This is a genomic window from Ruminococcus sp. Marseille-P328 (genome assembly GCF_964249465.1).
GTDB lineage: Bacteria > Bacillota > Clostridia > Lachnospirales > Lachnospiraceae > Blautia_A > Blautia_A faecis.
On sequence record NZ_CAXUBQ010000020.1, the window covers coordinates 25,847 to 41,772 of the forward strand.

General features: G+C 45.1%; 13 protein-coding genes, 3 pseudogenes and 1 other annotated feature. Of the genes and pseudogenes, 7 read left to right on the plus strand and 9 right to left on the minus strand.

The annotated features are described in order from the left end of the window. Positions 1 to 251 precede the first annotated feature (251 nt). From ACESTK_RS14180 to ACESTK_RS14190, 3 genes are read left to right on the plus strand one after another with little or no spacing between them, the layout of a single operon-like run. Entirely contained in the window at positions 252 to 1,625 is a 1,374-nt protein-coding gene (locus ACESTK_RS14180; protein ID WP_195698962.1) for an SPFH domain-containing protein, read from the plus strand. A gap of 26 nt (positions 1,626 to 1,651) precedes the next feature. After that, positions 1,652 to 2,740: a hypothetical protein gene (locus ACESTK_RS14185; RefSeq protein ID WP_173718511.1), complete on the plus strand. Its 1,089-nt coding sequence runs from the start codon at positions 1,652 to 1,654 to the stop codon at positions 2,738 to 2,740. Positions 2,741 to 2,753: 13 nt separating this feature from the next. Then, positions 2,754 to 3,644 (plus strand): TPM domain-containing protein, encoded by an 891-nt coding sequence (locus tag ACESTK_RS14190; protein WP_373120029.1) that lies wholly within the window; start codon positions 2,754 to 2,756, stop codon positions 3,642 to 3,644. 283 nt (positions 3,645 to 3,927) lie between these two features. Here ACESTK_RS14190 and ACESTK_RS14195 read toward each other — a convergent pair. Further along, a pseudogene (locus tag ACESTK_RS14195) lies at positions 3,928 to 5,400 on the minus strand (solute carrier family 23 protein); the annotation flags it as partial. Here ACESTK_RS14195 and ACESTK_RS14200 point away from each other — a divergent pair. Both ACESTK_RS14200 and upp read left to right on the plus strand, forming a co-directional pair. After that, positions 5,317 to 5,496 (plus strand): annotated as a pseudogene (locus ACESTK_RS14200) (DUF6783 domain-containing protein). The pseudogenes ACESTK_RS14195 and ACESTK_RS14200 sit on opposite strands and share 84 nt — an antisense overlap. A gap of 456 nt (positions 5,497 to 5,952) precedes the next feature. Further along, positions 5,953 to 6,582 (plus strand): uracil phosphoribosyltransferase, encoded by a 630-nt coding sequence (gene upp, locus ACESTK_RS14205; RefSeq protein WP_118579383.1) that lies wholly within the window; start codon positions 5,953 to 5,955, stop codon positions 6,580 to 6,582. 80 nt (positions 6,583 to 6,662) lie between these two features. Here the strand turns inward: upp and ACESTK_RS14210 are convergent, their stop codons facing one another. From ACESTK_RS14210 to ACESTK_RS14225, 4 genes are read right to left on the minus strand one after another with little or no spacing between them, the layout of a single operon-like run. After that, positions 6,663 to 8,300, minus strand: a complete 1,638-nt coding sequence (locus ACESTK_RS14210; RefSeq protein ID WP_373120031.1) for a SpoIIE family protein phosphatase — start codon at positions 8,298 to 8,300, stop codon at positions 6,663 to 6,665. Next, on the minus strand, positions 8,297 to 8,914 hold the full coding sequence (locus ACESTK_RS14215; RefSeq protein ID WP_373120032.1) for a GNAT family N-acetyltransferase: 618 nt from the start codon (positions 8,912 to 8,914) through the stop codon (positions 8,297 to 8,299). Before ACESTK_RS14215 ends, ACESTK_RS14210 begins: the two co-directional genes overlap by 4 nt. Next, a complete protein-coding gene (locus ACESTK_RS14220; protein ID WP_195698958.1) occupies positions 8,911 to 9,771 on the minus strand; it encodes a bifunctional 2-polyprenyl-6-hydroxyphenol methylase/3-demethylubiquinol 3-O-methyltransferase UbiG in 861 nt (286 codons plus the stop codon). Before ACESTK_RS14220 ends, ACESTK_RS14215 begins: the two co-directional genes overlap by 4 nt. Before the next feature lie 25 nt (positions 9,772 to 9,796). After that, a complete protein-coding gene (locus ACESTK_RS14225) occupies positions 9,797 to 10,573 on the minus strand; it encodes a TatD family hydrolase (protein ID WP_373120034.1) in 777 nt (258 codons plus the stop codon). A 242-nt stretch (positions 10,574 to 10,815) separates the two neighbouring features. On the opposite strand from ACESTK_RS14225, the gene ACESTK_RS14230 reads away from it, so the two are divergent. Next, complete coding sequence (locus ACESTK_RS14230; RefSeq protein WP_195698985.1) at positions 10,816 to 12,009, plus strand: M20 family metallopeptidase; 1,194 nt, start codon at positions 10,816 to 10,818, stop codon at positions 12,007 to 12,009. On the opposite strand, the gene ACESTK_RS14235 is transcribed toward ACESTK_RS14230, so the two are convergent. Beyond that, positions 11,895 to 12,149, minus strand: coding sequence for a DUF6783 domain-containing protein (locus tag ACESTK_RS14235; RefSeq protein WP_334285437.1), 255 nt, complete (start codon positions 12,147 to 12,149; stop codon positions 11,895 to 11,897). The genes ACESTK_RS14230 and ACESTK_RS14235 overlap by 115 nt on opposite strands. Here ACESTK_RS14235 and ACESTK_RS14240 point away from each other — a divergent pair. After that, a pseudogene (locus tag ACESTK_RS14240) lies at positions 12,039 to 12,296 on the plus strand (DUF6783 domain-containing protein); the annotation flags it as partial. The gene ACESTK_RS14235 and the pseudogene ACESTK_RS14240 sit on opposite strands and share 111 nt — an antisense overlap. A 96-nt stretch (positions 12,297 to 12,392) precedes the next feature. Here ACESTK_RS14240 and ACESTK_RS14245 read toward each other — a convergent pair. From ACESTK_RS14245 to metG, 3 genes are all read right to left on the minus strand, one after another. Next, entirely contained in the window at positions 12,393 to 12,884 is a 492-nt protein-coding gene (locus tag ACESTK_RS14245; protein ID WP_195698955.1) for a molybdenum cofactor biosynthesis protein B, read from the minus strand. Then, positions 12,881 to 13,387 (minus strand): cyclic pyranopterin monophosphate synthase MoaC, encoded by a 507-nt coding sequence (moaC, locus tag ACESTK_RS14250; protein ID WP_118577929.1) that lies wholly within the window; start codon positions 13,385 to 13,387, stop codon positions 12,881 to 12,883. Before moaC ends, ACESTK_RS14245 begins: the two co-directional genes overlap by 4 nt. Positions 13,388 to 13,464: 77 nt before the next feature. Continuing rightward, positions 13,465 to 15,423, minus strand: coding sequence for a methionine--tRNA ligase (metG, locus tag ACESTK_RS14255; RefSeq protein WP_195698954.1), 1,959 nt, complete (start codon positions 15,421 to 15,423; stop codon positions 13,465 to 13,467). Positions 15,424 to 15,511: 88 nt separating this feature from the next. Further along, positions 15,512 to 15,797, minus strand: a binding site (T-box leader). Positions 15,798 to 15,926: the final 129 nt, after the last annotated feature.

Consider the following 15,926-nt stretch of genomic DNA (forward strand, 5'->3'; position numbering starts at 1 on the left):
TCTGTGAACTTCGTTCACAAAAACACCTCGCGGAATAATGTCTGCTGAATCGTTATGTAGAATAATTAATAAAATCATTTTCGGACAATAACTGTACAAATTAACGAAACCACTATGTCTGCTCACACAGGCACCACCAGATATGAAATCCATGGTTTCTGCGCCAATGCACTCCTGCTATTGGCATCAGGTGGCATTCGTTTACATAATTTTTCCAGTCATTGACCGGTCAAAAAGAAAGGAGTTACAATATGGGACTTATTAAAGCAGCACTTGGCGCCGCAGGCGGTACACTTGCAGATCAGTGGAAAGAATTTTTCTACTGTGATGCCATCGACAATGACGTTCTGGCAGTAAAGGGGCAGAAGCGCACATCCAAACGTTCCTCCAATACCAAGGGAAGCGACAACATTATCACCACCGGATCCGGAATCGCAGTCGCAGACGGACAGTGTATGATGATCGTAGAGCAGGGCAAGATCGTTGATATCTGCGCAGAGCCAGGCGAATACACCTACGATGCTTCTACCGAGCCAAGTATTTTCTCCGGAAATCTGGGCGACGCCATCATGAACACTTTCCACACTATTGGCAAGCGTTTCACATTCGGCGGTGACACTGGCAAAGACCAGCGTGTTTACTATTTCAATACCAAAGAACTGGTGGACAATAAATTCGGAACTCCGAACCCGATTCCATTCCGTGTTGTAGACCAGAACATCGGACTGGACATTGATGTTTCTGTCCGCTGCAGCGGTGTTTATTCCTACCGCATTGCAGACCCACTTCTCTTCTATTCCAACGTCTGCGGAAACTTTGAACAGCAGTACGACAGAGAGCAGATCGAGGGACAGCTGAAAACAGAATTTATCTCAGCTCTTCAGCCGGCATTTGCCAGCATTTCCCAGCAGGGAATCCGTCCAAGCGCACTTCCGGCTCATGCAATGGAGCTCTGTGATGCCATGAACCAGGCTCTCACCCAGAAATGGAGTCAGCTTCGTGGTCTCGTGATCGTATCTGTTGCCATGAATCCGATCACTCTTCCTGAGGAAGATGCCCAGATGATCAAAGAAGCTCAGCGTATGGCTATCCTCCGCAATCCTGCCATGGCAGCCGCTACTCTTGCAGGAGCACAGGCAGACGCCATGAAGACAGCAGCAGGCAACGCTGGCGGTGCCATGACCGGTTTCATGGGCATGAATATGGCAGGCATGACTGGCGGTTTTAACGCACAGAATCTTTACGCTATGGGACAGCAGCAGGCAGCTCAGGCACAGCAGATGGCCCAGCCACAGCCAAATCCGGCCGTATCCCAGGCTCAGGCAGGCGGTTCTGCTCCGGCAGCCGACCAGTGGAAATGCTCCTGTGGTGCTTTGGTTTCCGGTAATTTCTGCCCGGAATGCGGCGCGAAAAAGCCTCAGACACCTGCAGCAAATGCAAGCTGGACCTGTTCCTGCGGCGCTGTAAATACAGGCAAATTCTGCACCAACTGCGGTTCCCCGAAACCGGCTATGAAGCCTCGGTACCGCTGTGACAAGTGCGGCTGGGAACCGGAAGATCCAACCAATCCGCCGAAATTCTGTCCGAACTGTGGCGATCCATTTAATGAAAACGATACCCAGTAAAAAAGCAGCATAAAAGGAGATGAACTATGTCCGATTTACTTGAATATAAATGCCCCTGCTGCGGCGGAGCAATCGAATTCAACAGTACGCTCCAGAAGATGAAATGTCCTTACTGCGACACTGAATTTGATATGGAAACCGTCAAAGAATTTAACGAAGCAGCAGCTAACCAGCAATCTGATGAATTGAACTGGGAGAGTGCTTCAGACAACTCCTGGAAGGAAGATGAAGCCAGCGGAATGTCCGTTTACATATGCCAGTCCTGCGGCGGGGAAATCGTTGCCGATGAAAGCACAGGTGCTTCCTCCTGCCCATTCTGCGGCAATCCAGTGGTAATGTCCGGCAAATTTTCCGGTACCCTACGTCCGGATTTTATCATTCCGTTTAAGCTGGACAAAAAGGCAGCCAAAGAAGGTCTGGTCAAACATCTTCACGGCAAAATCCTTTTACCCAAAGTATTTAAAAAGGAAAATCACATTGACGAGATCAAAGGTGTTTATGTGCCTTTCTGGCTTTTTGACACCGACGCTTCTGCAGATATCCGCTATCATGCCACCAAGACCCGTTTCTGGAGTGACAGCGACTATGATTATACGGAAACCAGCCATTACTCTGTTTTCCGTGCTGGAAACATCGGGTTCGACCAGATTCCGGTAGACGGTTCTTCCAAAATTGACAATGATTTAACAGAGTCTCTGGAGCCTTACGTAATTTCCGAGGCTGTGGACTTTGCCACTCCTTACCTGGCAGGATACGTTGCGGACAAATATGATGTATCCGCAGAAGAATCTGCTGAGCGCGCTAACCAGCGTGTGAGAAAAGCCGCTGAGGATGCTTTTCGCGATACGGTCATCGGTTATGACAGCGTTACCCCTGAAGATACCCGTATTCAGTTAAAAGGCGGTAAAACCCACTATGCCCTTTTCCCGGTATGGCTTCTTTCCACCACCTGGAAGGGCAACCACTATCTGTTCGGCATGAACGGACAGACTGGTAAATTTGTAGGAAATCTGCCTGTAGATAAAGGTATTTTCACTAAATGGTTCCTTGGACTTACTGCAGGTTTTTCCGTTGCTGCTTACGCCATTGCATGGCTGATTCACACATTTTGTTAAGGAGGAACATGCCATGAAAAAACAATCATTTGGAATTATTCTGGCGGCAGCGCTGGGAGCAGGAAGCCTTTTCAGTGCAGTTATTCCAGGCACGGATGCGCTTTTTACTACTGCTTTGCCAGGTACGGGAGCTGTTACGGTACAGGCCGCAGCTTCCAACAGCTTTGGCGGATCCGGCAGTGAGGAAGATGACTCTTATCAGGACTTTGCAGCCTCCGAATTTTCCCTTGTCCTGGACGAGGCGGATCTTCTCACAGATGAAGAAGAATCCCAGCTTCTGGATAAGCTGGAAGCCATCACCGGGGAATACAATCTGGAAGTGGCAGTTGCCACAGTAGAGTCGAAAGACGGCAATGAGATGAACTACTTTACAGATCATTTCTTCGATGAGAATGGTTACGGAACCGGCGAAAACCACGACGGAATCCTGTTCATGGTCAGCATTGGCGACCGTGAATGGCACATTACCACCCACGGATATGGTATGACTGCGTTTAACGATGACGGACTTGCTTATCTGAAGGAAAATGTAGAGCCTCTGTTAAAGGATGAAAACTTCTACGGCGCTTTCGATACCTACGCAGATCTGTGTCAGGATCTGTTGGAAATGGCTGCTAACGGGGAGCCTTATACAGAGCCCTTTTCTCCCATATGGATTCTCATTTCCCTGGGAATCGGTCTTGTGCTTGCGTTTCTGTGCACCATGGGCATGAGAGCCCAGCTGAAAAGCGTACGGACACAGGACAGCGCAGTGGATTATGTGCGCCAGGGAAGTATGGAACTGACAAGATCAAACGATATTTTCCTGTATCACACAGTTACCAAAACAGCGAAACCGAAGGATAGTGACAGTTCCTCCGGCAGCTCAGACAGCGATCACGGAGGTACAGGCGGAAGCTTCTAAAAAAGATTCCTTCTTGCAGAATTCTCCGCCTGCGGCAGGTCACCTTGAACGACACCTCCCCCATCCGCCGCAGTGCGATTCTGCCTGGTAATAGGAAATTCCAACAGCATTTTCTATTACAACATAAAAAAGAACTCGATTCATACATGGCAAATAAATGTACTTAGAGCCTCTTTGAAAAAGACTCCCGCATTTATTTACTTTGAATCGAGTTCTTTTTATATATCAGCTAAACAGACATTTCACCTGCCGGCAGCATCACCATATAGGAAAGCCAGCCGGATCAGTCGTCTTCCATCTCCTCTTTCTTCTTTGCAGTCTCAAACACATAGTCATTTCCCGGAAGAACGGCGTTCAGCAGGATTCCTACAATTGCAGCAAGTGCAAGTCCTGTAAGAGTAATATGTGCGCCTGCGATGGTAAATGTAAGTCCATCGGAAATGCCAAGACCACAAACCAGGATAACCGCTGTAATAACCAGGTTACGAGAACGTGTCAGGTCTACTTTGTTCTCAACTACATTACGGACACCAACAGCAGAGATCATTCCATAAAGAATAAAACTGATACCACCGATGATCGCAGACGGAAGGGAACTGATCACCTCAGCCATCTTCGGGATAAAGCTGAGGATAACTGCATAAATAGCAGCCAGACGGATTACCTTCGGGTCGTAAACACGGCTCAGAGCAAGAACACTGGTGTTCTCTCCGTAAGTTGTATTTGCAGGTCCACCGATCAGTGCTGACAGAGAGGTTGCAAGTCCGTCACCCAGAAGTGTACGGTGAAGCCCCGGGTCTTCGATGAAATTGCGGTCAACCGTTGCGGAAATAGCAGAAATATCGCCAATGTGCTCCATCATGGAAGCAATTGCGATCGGTGCCATTGCAAGGATTGCAGTAATGTTAAATTTGCAGAGGAAGAATTTCGGAATACCTACGATCGGCGCACTTGCTACTCCTGCAAAGCTGAGGATAGCACTTCCATCTACGTTTGTCATACCCAAGGCATTCATGATCAGGGCAACCACATAAGAAACAACAATACCCATCAGAATCGGAATAATACGGAACATTCCAACGCCCCAGATGTTGAAGAAAATAACAGTTCCAAGTGCGATCAAAGCAAGGATCCAGTTCTGGGATGCGTTGCTGATTGCAGACGGTGCAAGGCTAAGACCAATACAGATAATAATCGGACCAGTTACAACCGGAGGCAGATAACGCATGACGCGCTTTACGCCAATTACCTTAACGATCATTGCAAGTACCAGATACAGAAGTCCTGCTACAAACACACCACCGCATGCATATGGAAGCTTCTCTCCATAAGACATGTTGGCAAAAATTCCGGTGTCAAGCTCTGCAACGGTGGCAAATCCGCCAAGAAATGCAAATGATGAGCCCAGGAATGCAGGTACCTTCAGCTTAGTCAGCACATGGAACAGAAGTGTTCCGAATCCGGCACAGAACAGGGTTACCTGAATGGATAAGCCCTCACCGTGAAAATAGTTGTTTACCAGGATCGGCACCAGAATGGTAGCGCCAAACATGGCGAACATATGCTGGAGCCCCAGAATCAGCATCTGTGGGATTCCCAGCTTTTTGGCATCATAAATGCCCTCAACTCTGAATTTCATAAATATAGTTCCTCCTTTTCCCTTAGAGCGTGTTTGAAAAAGGCTTTCTGCAAGATGTGCGTCACAATTTGTGGGAGATTTTGTCCGGATGAAGGCGCCGTAGCGGGCTACGGCAACTGAATTCGGGCAAAATATACCGCAAAGTGGGGCGTGCAGATTGCGGGAATGATTTTTCAAACACGCTCTATCGCCTGTTCACGACCTGACTGGTAACGCGCTTCACAATGCACAGAAATCATACATTCGCATGATTTCTTCCAATACGGTCTATACTGTGAACAGCAATCTTGTTATAGTATAAAGTATGCGACAATTTTTTACAATTATTGACTTTCTATAGAAAGTGCGATATGATTTTTACAGTATTCCCATAAAGCATTTTCAATACGCTATAGAGCCTATTTGAAAAAAGTTCTGAAGGGATTGTTAGTTCCTGTTCACTGGTAACGTACCGCGAGGTGTTTTTTGTGAACAAAGTTCACTGAAAACCCGAGAATGAAGTTTGCGCAGCAAACGCTACTTCTTGTGCTTGTCACAAGAAGGTTCGTCTTTCTGTGCATCGCGAAGCGTGTTACTGATCACGGAGTGAACAGTAACGATTGTTATTGCATAGGGCAATGGCAACTTTATCACACTACGGAGGTTTTTATCATGTCAAATTTTTCAGATATGGACAATGTTTTTATTATGGATCACCCGCTGATCCAGCATAAGATTTCCATTCTTCGTAATAAGGAGACCGGAACAAATGAATTCCGCAAACTTATTGAGGAGATTGCAGTTCTTATGGGTTTTGAAGCTCTTCGCGATCTTCCCCTTGAGGATGTTGAAGTTGAGACTCCTATTGAGACTTGCAGAACTCCTATGATTTCTGGTAAGAAGCTTGCTGTTGTTCCTGTACTTCGTGCAGGTCTGGGTATGGTAAATGGTATCACCACTCTGGTTCCGTCTGCCAAGATCGGTCATATTGGTCTTTACCGTGACCCGGTTACTCATGAGCCTCATGAGTACTATTGTAAGCTTCCGGATCCTATCGACCAGCGTCTCATCGTTATGGTTGACCCCATGCTTGCAACTGGCGGCTCTGCTATCTCCGCCGTTAACTTCATCAAACAACATGGTGGAAAGAGCATTAAATGTATGTTTGTTATCGCTGCTCCGGAAGGTCTGAAACGACTTCATGAGGTGCACCCGGATGTGCAGATCTATGTAGGACATCTGGACAGAGAACTGAACGACCGCGCTTATATCTGCCCGGGACTTGGCGATGCAGGCGACAGAATTTTTGGTACTAAATAGATTTTTGACCAGAGCATATTTAAAAAAGACTGAATTCCGGAAATTATCTCATTTCCAGAATTCAGCCTTTTTTTGCCCGATCATGCTTTTTCCATCTTCGCCTTATACTCTACGCAAAGCATGGTAATATCATCAAACTGCGGTGCCTCTCCCACAAAAACATCAATATCTTTTTTCACTTCAGGCAGAATTTCTGATGGTGTTCTGTCTTTTACACGATTCAGAACCTGCTCCAGACGCTCCATTCCATAAAGCTGATTTTCTACATTTGTAGCCTCAGTCACACCGTCTGTATACTGGAAGATCAAATCTCCCACATCCAGCGTCATACTGCCGGCTTTATAGTTCATATCTTCAAATCCAGCAAGGACAAAGCCTGGACGGATCTTATATGCCTCAAAACTGCCGCCTGCTTTACAGATAAATGGCATTTCATGTCCAGCATTTACGAAACAGAACTCTCCTGTCACCAGATCCAGCACACCTTCAAAAGCAGTGATAAACAAGCCTTCACTGTTTGCCTCACAAAGAAGATTATTTACAGTAGAGAAAACCTCCCCCAAATCTCTTCCTGGTGTAGTGTGATCCTTGATAAGCGTTTTTCCAATGACCATAAAGAGCGCAGCCGGAACACCTTTTCCGGATACATCGGCCATAACAATTGCCAGATGTGTCTCATCTACCATGAAGAAATCGTAAAAATCACCGCCAACTTCCTTTGCAGGTGTCATAGTTGCATAAATATCAAATTCCTTACGATCCGGAAAAGCCGGGAAAATACATGGCAGCATGGATGCCTGAATATTCCTGGCGATATCCAGCTCAGTGCCGATTCGCTCCTTCTCAGCAGTCACTTTGGACAGATTGGCAATGTAATTTTCAAGCTCTTCCATCATAAAGTTGAAAGAGTCACTTAGTGCCTCGATCTCATCACCAGTTTTCATAGTAATTCTCTGATTCTCAAACTTTCCGCTCTCTGTAATCTCCTGGGTAAAATCAGCCAGCCTGCTGATCGGTCTGGTGATTGTCTTTCGCACAAAGACAATATACGCAGCCATCGTCACTGCGATAATGCAAAAAGAAATCAGCAGCATATTGATAAGAAAGGAATTCAGATAATTCCTGACCTCTTTCATATCCAGAATATACTGAATTTCTGCCAGAGCCTTTCCATTCTCGTCCAGAATCACCGAAACGCCCGTGTAATTATAGCCATAGCTGTTGTCCGTCACAAGCGGATGATCCACACCTTTATTCTGCTGATACTGGTTCCATATGGTAATATATTTCTCCATGTCAGCAGGATCATCAGGATTTGCAGCATCAGTGTACAAAATGTCACTTCCATAGGCGATCTGATTCGCAGGATCATCTCCCATTTCCTCAACCAGGGCATCTATGTAGAAATGAACACTGTCTTCATCCGGAACAACCAGAGACAGATATGTAACATCGCCGTCCTTTTTCAGCTTGTTAAACAACGTAACCATTTCCGAATATTCTTCTGTCTTGTCCCCACCTTCTGCCAGGATTTTCTTCACATCCGAAACCGACATCATATCTGCAATACTATTGCTGTTCGTCATTACCCTCTGTGCATATAGATTTTCCAGATAGGATCTGGAGCTTCTATAGCTGAAAAGAGAAATGGCAATGGTAAGGATTACACCGATCACGCCAAGTGAAAGTATAAATTTAGGAAGAAGTTTTATTTTCATTTGCAATTCCTTTCCTTAACTTTCTTAAAATAGACCTCTGCATCACACTTGCAGCGTCCTTTGCAATATGGACAATAAAGTTCTTTTTTATTATACCAGATCATCTTTGCAGAAAAAAGATGAACAAACTTACATTCCTGAAGTGCCCTTTCCAGAGGAACTTTACCGCCTGCATTCCAGCAGATGATAAACACTTCCCCTATGCCCTTCTCCACAAACTGATTCAATGCATAGTTCATAAGCCCAACTGCCAGACCCTGTCTGCGAAATGCTTCTTTTATTCCTACTGACTGAATCTTGCCAACAGGTGCCAAAGTATCCTGCTGGCATACCTGTTGGATTTTCTGTTCCGTAAGCCTGGTATCCTCTGCAATCTGCTTCTCATTGGTAAGATAGTAATAAATATATCCTGCAAGTTCTCCTTCTGCAGTTCTCAGCAGAAGGAATGCCCGTTCACTGCTTCCAATAGCCTGCTCAAGCTCTTCTTTCTGATACAGATTTTCGCCTACGCACCGGTCCATAAGCTGCAGTGTTTCCTCAATATCCTCTTTTTCCAATGAACACAGACAAAATTCTCTGCCAGAAGCCCCAAACCTCCCTGTCTTTTGTGTCATAAGCTTCCCTTCTCACAGGACAAAATCTGCATGCCCATTGTAATCTCCGATTCCTCACTCAGAATCAGCTGCTGAAGCTCTTCATAATTCTTCTTCAGCCAGTTCTGCCAGTCCTGATATTTTCTGTTATCCGGTTCTTCTGCCAGCAAGATTTCCACATCCTCGGGCAAATAGGAAAAAAAGGTCTGGAAAATATCTTCTTTTTGCTGCTGTTCGCCTTTGGCAGCGGAAATCCCCTTGCACCAGACATGGATATGATCGTATCCGCAGTTGGTCAGCCAGCCGGGAACGGCCTGACCGGTTTCTCTTTTTCCTGCGTATTTGTCCTCTTTTAAGATATCCAGAAACTGTCCAAGAAGATTCTTTTCATCTGGAGCCAAAGTGGATATGCGGTCATTGCTTTCTGTGATAAAAATCACTCCGCCTTTTTTCAAAAAATTCTTCAATGTGCGAAGCAGCTTTTCCCCATCATGCAAATGCATTAATACAAAAGAAAGACAGATCAGATCAAATTCTCTGTCTTCCGGTTCCGTGCATAGCTTCTGAAAATCCGCGGAAAACGAATCCCGATCCACATCCATCTGATAAAAAGAAAATTTAGTATTTCCGTACTGACTGTTGGCTCTTTCCACAAGCTGCTGATTATACTCCAGGCCAATCACCCTGGAAATCCTGTCATCTGAAAAGCGGTGAAAGGTTCGGGCTCCATCATTGCAACCAATATCCAGAACAGAAAGTTCTGGCTTCCCCTTAAAAAAATGCTCTAACGCAGGTTTCTCTGCCTGTGACAACAGCAAATTCTGTCTTCTCAGTCGTTCCCTCTCTTTTTCTTCCTGAAATACTAACTGACTTTGCACTACTTGTCTCCTTGTCCGTCAAAATTTACGCTCTGAATAATAACCGCTTCGCATTCTCTTCCGTCACTGCAATTACTTCTTCTGCAGTAATTCCCTTAATCTGCGCCAGGGCTTCTGCAACATAGGGCAGATTCAAGGAAGAATTTCTCCTGCCTCGATTGGGCTCCGGTGCCATATAAGGGCAGTCCGTTTCCAGAACGATCTGGGACAGCGGCGCTATGGCAGCTACTTCTTTCAGCTTCTTTGCATTTTTGAAAGTAAGCACGCTGCCAATGCCAAGATAAAGTCCCATTTTCAAATATTCCGCCGCAATCTCCTTACTGTAGGAAAAACAGTGAATGATTCCGCCGGACATATCTTTTTTCATATATTCCTTTACAATCTCCAGAGTGTCCTCGGCTGCATCCCGGCTGTGGATCATAAATGGCAGCTTCTCCTCCCTGGCAATGTCCATCTGGGCCCGGAACATCTCCTGCTGCTGTTTATGCTCCGCCGCTTCCTTATGCCAGTAATAGTCCAGACCAATTTCTCCGATGGCGACCATTTTCTTCAAATGGGAAAGACGCCGGATCTCATCCAGAGTATCCTGTGTCATAATTCCTGCATCGTCGGGATGAACCCCCACTGCGCCATACACAAAAGGATACGCTTTTATCAATTCCAAGGTCCCGCCAAATCCCCCGGCTGACGCGCACACATTTACAATACAGCCCACTCCCCCGTCTTTCATGGAAGAAAGGAGCTGATCTCTGTCTTCGTCAAATGCCTCATCATCATAATGTGCATGTGTATCAAATATCATTTTTCTGCCTCATTTTTCTTTGAAATACAACAATTATAGCATACTAAAATCATACCAGTAAAGTGTTATAAACCTCTTTTTGGAAGTTCTATTTTAGTTGTTACTGTGAATAGAACGAACATCGAACTATTTTAAACACAATTTCAAAAACACAAAAAATACTTGACAATTCAGAAGATTCGACAGATAATGTGAAGCTTGAAAAAATTGATATTCCTTATGTCTAGGTACCAGGCGGTAGCATTTTTGCATATATAAACGGAGACAGTACCGGAAAAACAGTTCTTCTCAGATCCGACATCGATGCACTTCCCATACTGGAATCCGAGACTAATCTAAAGAATAAAAAAGTATGTATTTCCAAAAATCCTGGTGTTATGCATGGCTTCGGCCATGACGGCCACATTGCTATGCTTCTTAGCGCCGCAAAAATACTGAAGAATATGGAAGCATCCCTAAATGGACGCGTTGTCCTTATGTTTGAGGAAGGAGAAGAAGGACATCGGAATATAGAAAAGCTTTTGGCTTATATGGCAGAAAAGGACATGAAGTTTGACACCTGCTACGCCTCTCATGTGCGTTGGGACATTCCCACAGGAAAACTTTCCTGCTGCCAGGGTTCTGCCATGTCAGGTCTTTACCACTTCGTACTTGAAATAAATGGAAAAGGCGGACACGGTTCCAGACCGGATCTTGCTCACAGTGTAATTGACTGTTTCCATGACATATATTCCAACCTTGATACACTCCGGTTAAAATACATAAAACCAAACACCGTTCTGACCTGGTCTCTGGGCTCTGTCAATGCAGGAGCAACCTTTAACCTGATTCCCGACAAGCTTACCTGCGAGGGAAGCATCCGAATGATGGATCGAAGCAGCGGAGAAGAATTTATCAAAGAATTTGAACGAATTGTTGCTGCAATTTGTCCTCTTAATTACTGTACCTACCAGTTTAAATTGCTGGAACAGCTTTTACCTACAGAGAACTATCCTGCATGCAGAAAAACCTATATTGATTCTATCAAGAAACAGATCGGCGAAGATGTCATATATGATTGTGAGCCATGGATGGCATCTGAAACCTTCAGTTATATGTGCAGCCTGTTTCCAGGTGTAGAAACCTTCGTGAGAATAAAAAATGACGAATTAGGTTCCGGCGCTAATCACCATACCCCGGAATTTGATCTGGACGAGGACGGACTTATCTATGGTACTGCCGCTGCCGTCAGCTACGTTTTGGAATACTTGGAAAACACGCCTGACACTTCTGCTTTTGAACCTGCATACAACAGCATCAGCGAACTGATTGCGACATTTGGTCAACAGCCAGGAAGTACCGAATATATGGATTTGATGCTGAACAGCAACAATTTCGGAATTGACGGTACTGCAGAGCTGCTTGCAAATGTAATTCGTAAAAATTTCGAATTATAGATCTTCCTAGAGCGTGTTTGAAAAAGGCTTTCTGCAAGATGTGCGTCACAATTTGTGGGAGATTTCGCTCGGATGAGGGCGCCGTAGCGGGCTACGGCAACCGAATTCGGGTGAAATCTCCCGCAAAGTGGGGCGTGCAGATTGCGGGAATGATTTTTCAAACAGGCTCTAATGTACTTATGCTGCCTCACGCCGCATATTTTACCGATCAGGCACTGGAAGATATGGTGCACAATTCACTGATTGTAACAAGCCAGTATTTTAAAACTATGAAAGAGCAGCCATAAGCAGTCTTCGTCAGCCCACAAACTAAGAATCCCCTCCACAAAAGCAACTGCTGCATAGTGGAGGGGATTCTCATTTACTATAAAATTTATGAATATTTACTGCCTTGCACAATTTCCAGCTTCCCCGGTCATAATCTCAATGCCATGACCAAGAGCTCCAATAATGTATTCCAGACTCTCCTTTACTGCTTTCGGACTGCCTGGAAGATTAATGATCAGAGTCTTTTTCCGGATTCCGGCTGTGGCGCGGCTGAGCATGGCGCGTTTTGTGATCGTCATGCTGTAGGCGCGGATGGCTTCCGAGATTCCTGGAACCTTACGTTCTGTGATATCTTCGGTGGCCTCCGGCATAACATCCCGCGGGGAAAAACCTGTTCCACCAGTAGTCAAAATCAGTTCTGCCTGATTCTCATCTGCGATTTCCGCCATTCGTCTGGAAAGCATGGCACGGTCATCCGGAAGAATATCCATAGATACTACCTGATAGCCTTCTCTTTCTGCGATTTCCTTAATTGCCGGACCGCTTAAATCTTCCCGCTTGCCCTGAAATCCCATATCACTGGATGTGATAATTGCTACTCGTTTCATTTTTCTCCCCCCTTCGTTTTTATTTCTTTGAATAAAAAATCTCCACTCTTACCGCCAGTTTTCTCTACCAGGTGAATATCCGTCATCACCATATGCTTGTCGATTGCCTTGCACATATCATAAATTGTAAGAAGAGTCACCTGCACACCTGTAAGGGCTTCCATTTCCACACCGGTTTTACCGTCTGTCTTCACAGTGCAAAAAGTGCGGATAATTCCATTTTCTTTTTCAATTTCGAAATCAATGGTACATTTGGTAACCGGCAAAGGATGGCACATAGGTACCAGATCCGAGGTGTGCTTCACAGACATGATCCCGGCAACTCTGGCAACGCCAAGAACGTCTCCCTTTGCCACAGTGCCTGCAGTAAGATGCTCCATGATTTCTGCTCCAACCTGGATAGAACCTGTTGCAATTGCAGTTCTGTGGGTAATCGGTTTATCCGAGACATCCACCATAACAGCATTACCATTTTTATCAAAATGGCTTAGTTTATTACACATAATTCGTCCCTTTTTATAACAATATTAACCTATTGTATTATATTCCGGCTATATCAGATGGACGCTTCCGGTCAAAATCAGCAGATTTCAGATCCTGTCGGCATATTTTTTTCAGGGCTGACTACGCATACATTTCCCTCAGCATCCTCTGCGCAGAGAATCATTCCCTCACTAAGAATTCCTGCAAGTTTCGCTGGTTTTAAGTTGGTTACTACCATAACCTTTTTGCCAACCATTTCCTCTGGTGTATAGTAAGCCTTGATTCCAGATACGATCTGGCGAACCTGGCTTCCAATCTTAACCTGGGAGCAAAGAAGCTTCTTGGATTTCTTCACCGCCTCACAGGCAATAACCTCACCAACCTGGAACTGAAGCTTTGCGAAATCATCAAATGTGATCTCCGGCTTCGCCTCAATATCTACAACCTTCTCCTCTGGCTTTTCTTCCTTCGGCTCTTCTTTCGGTGGATGAAGCTCGTTTACTTTTTCCATAACTTCTTTGATGTCCATACGGGCAAAAAGGATCTCCGGTTTGTCTGTTACCTTGTTTCCTGACGGATACAGTCCAAATGTCTTCAGATCCTCAAGAGTTCTCTCAGAAGCATTTAACTGACCAAGGATTCTCTTTGTTGTGTCCGGCATAAAGGACTCAAGAAGAGTGGTTCCAATGCAAATGCCCTCAACCAGATTGTAAAGAACGGTTGCAAGACGATCCTGTTTGGACTCATCCTTTGCAAGTGCCCATGGCATTGTCTCATCAATATATTTGTTGCAGCGTTTGAAAATAGTGAACACTTCTGTGATGGCATCTGCTACACGAAGTTTCTCCATCTTTGCATCAACCTTTGCAGGAACAGAAAGAATGAAGCTCTTCAGATCATCGTCAACAGGTTCTGTTACGCCTTTATTCTCTACCACGCCGCCAAAGTATTTGTTTGACATGGAGATGGTACGGTTTACCAGGTTTCCAAGAGTATTTGCCAGCTCGGAATTCATACGCTCTACCATCAGCTCCCAGGTGATCACACCATCGTTGTCAAACGGCATTTCATGAAGTACGAAATAACGGACAGCATCAACGCCGAAGAAATCAACCAGCTCGTCTGCGTAGATAACGTTTCCTTTGGATTTGCTCATTTTTCCATCGCCCTGGAGAAGCCACGGATGACCGAATACCTGCTTCGGAAGAGGCAGATCCAGTGACATCAGGAAGATTGGCCAGTAAATAGTATGGAAACGGATGATATCTTTTCCAATAAGATGAAGGTCGGCAGGCCACATCTTGTTAAACAGTTCAGAATTGTCTCCATCGCAATCATAACCGATTCCGGTAATATAGTTGGTCAGGGCATCCAGCCATACATATACAACATGCTTCGGATCAAAGTCTACCGGAATTCCCCATTTGAAAGAAGTTCTGGATACGCACAGATCCTGAAGTCCCGGAAGAAGGAAGTTGTTCATCATCTCGTTCTTACGGGATTCCGGCTGAATGAATTCCGGATGTGTCTTAATGTGCTCGATCAGACGGTCTGCGTATTTGCTCATTTTGAAGAAATAAGCCTCTTCTTTAGCTGGTACGCATGGGCGTCCGCAGTCCGGACATTTTCCGTCTACAAGCTGGGATTCTGTAAAGAAGGACTCGCATGGAGTACAGTACATTCCCTCGTACTCTCCTTTGTAGATGTCCCCTTTTGCATACATTTTCTTGAAAATCTTCTGTACCTGTTTCTCATGGTCTGCATCTGTGGTACGGATGAATTTGTCATAGGATGTGTTCATCAGATCCCAGATATTCTTGATCTGACCGGATACGTTATCAACGAATTCCTTAGGTGTAACACCTGCTTCTTCTGCTTTCAGCTCAATCTTCTGGCCATGCTCGTCAGTTCCGGTCTGGAAAAATACGTCGTAGCCCTGCTGTCTTTTATAACGCGCAATGGCGTCTGCCAGAACCGCCTCGTAGGTATTGCCAATGTGCGGCTTGCCAGATGTATAGGCAATGGCTGTGGTGATGTAATATTTTGGTTTACTCATTGTATTTCCTCCTTTTCTGTGTAACAAAAAGAGCTGGTTAAACTTCTCCTTCCTGTCACAACATAAAAAAACGTCTTCTCAAATATACTGAGAAGACGAGTTATCCCGTGTTACCACTTCTATTCATTCCCGCCTCACGGTACAGATGGAAAAACCATCTTCGGGAATCTCACCGGGTACCTTCATACCCTTACGCTATAACAGGCGTTCCTGTCGCAGCCTAAATTACTTCAACTGCGCCCCTCCAAAGCCATCTTCCATCTGTTCCATACACACCCCCTCTCAGCCTGGAAAAGCAACTCTTAACTGCTCATCTCCCGGGGGATTCTCTGTAATGCGGTACGCAAATGTACTCTCTTTTTCTATGGGTTTGGCTTATAAATTCATATAAAAGAGCGTATCACATTTTAATGGGTTTGTAAACCCAAATTTATCATTTTACAGCGATGCAATATTTATAATTTTAGTGTAAATTTAGCCAAATTACTATTGACAAATTTGCA

Coding starts and splice junctions, on each gene's coding strand:
- ACESTK_RS14245 (WP_195698955.1), bottom strand. CDS start 12,884: ATGAAACGAGTAGCAATTATCACATCCAGTGATATGGGATTTCAGGGC.
- ACESTK_RS14215 (WP_373120032.1), bottom strand. CDS start 8,914: ATGACACAAAAGACAGGGAGGTTTGGGGCTTCTGGCAGAGAATTTTGT.
- upp (WP_118579383.1), top strand. CDS start 5,953: ATGGACAATGTTTTTATTATGGATCACCCGCTGATCCAGCATAAGATT.
- ACESTK_RS14225 (WP_373120034.1), bottom strand. CDS start 10,573: ATGATATTTGATACACATGCACATTATGATGATGAGGCATTTGACGAA.
- moaC (WP_118577929.1), bottom strand. CDS start 13,387: ATGTGTAATAAACTAAGCCATTTTGATAAAAATGGTAATGCTGTTATG.
- metG (WP_195698954.1), bottom strand. CDS start 15,423: ATGAGTAAACCAAAATATTACATCACCACAGCCATTGCCTATACATCT.
- ACESTK_RS14185 (WP_173718511.1), top strand. CDS start 1,652: ATGTCCGATTTACTTGAATATAAATGCCCCTGCTGCGGCGGAGCAATC.
- ACESTK_RS14180 (WP_195698962.1), top strand. CDS start 252: ATGGGACTTATTAAAGCAGCACTTGGCGCCGCAGGCGGTACACTTGCA.
- ACESTK_RS14190 (WP_373120029.1), top strand. CDS start 2,754: ATGAAAAAACAATCATTTGGAATTATTCTGGCGGCAGCGCTGGGAGCA.
- ACESTK_RS14210 (WP_373120031.1), bottom strand. CDS start 8,300: ATGAAAATAAAACTTCTTCCTAAATTTATACTTTCACTTGGCGTGATC.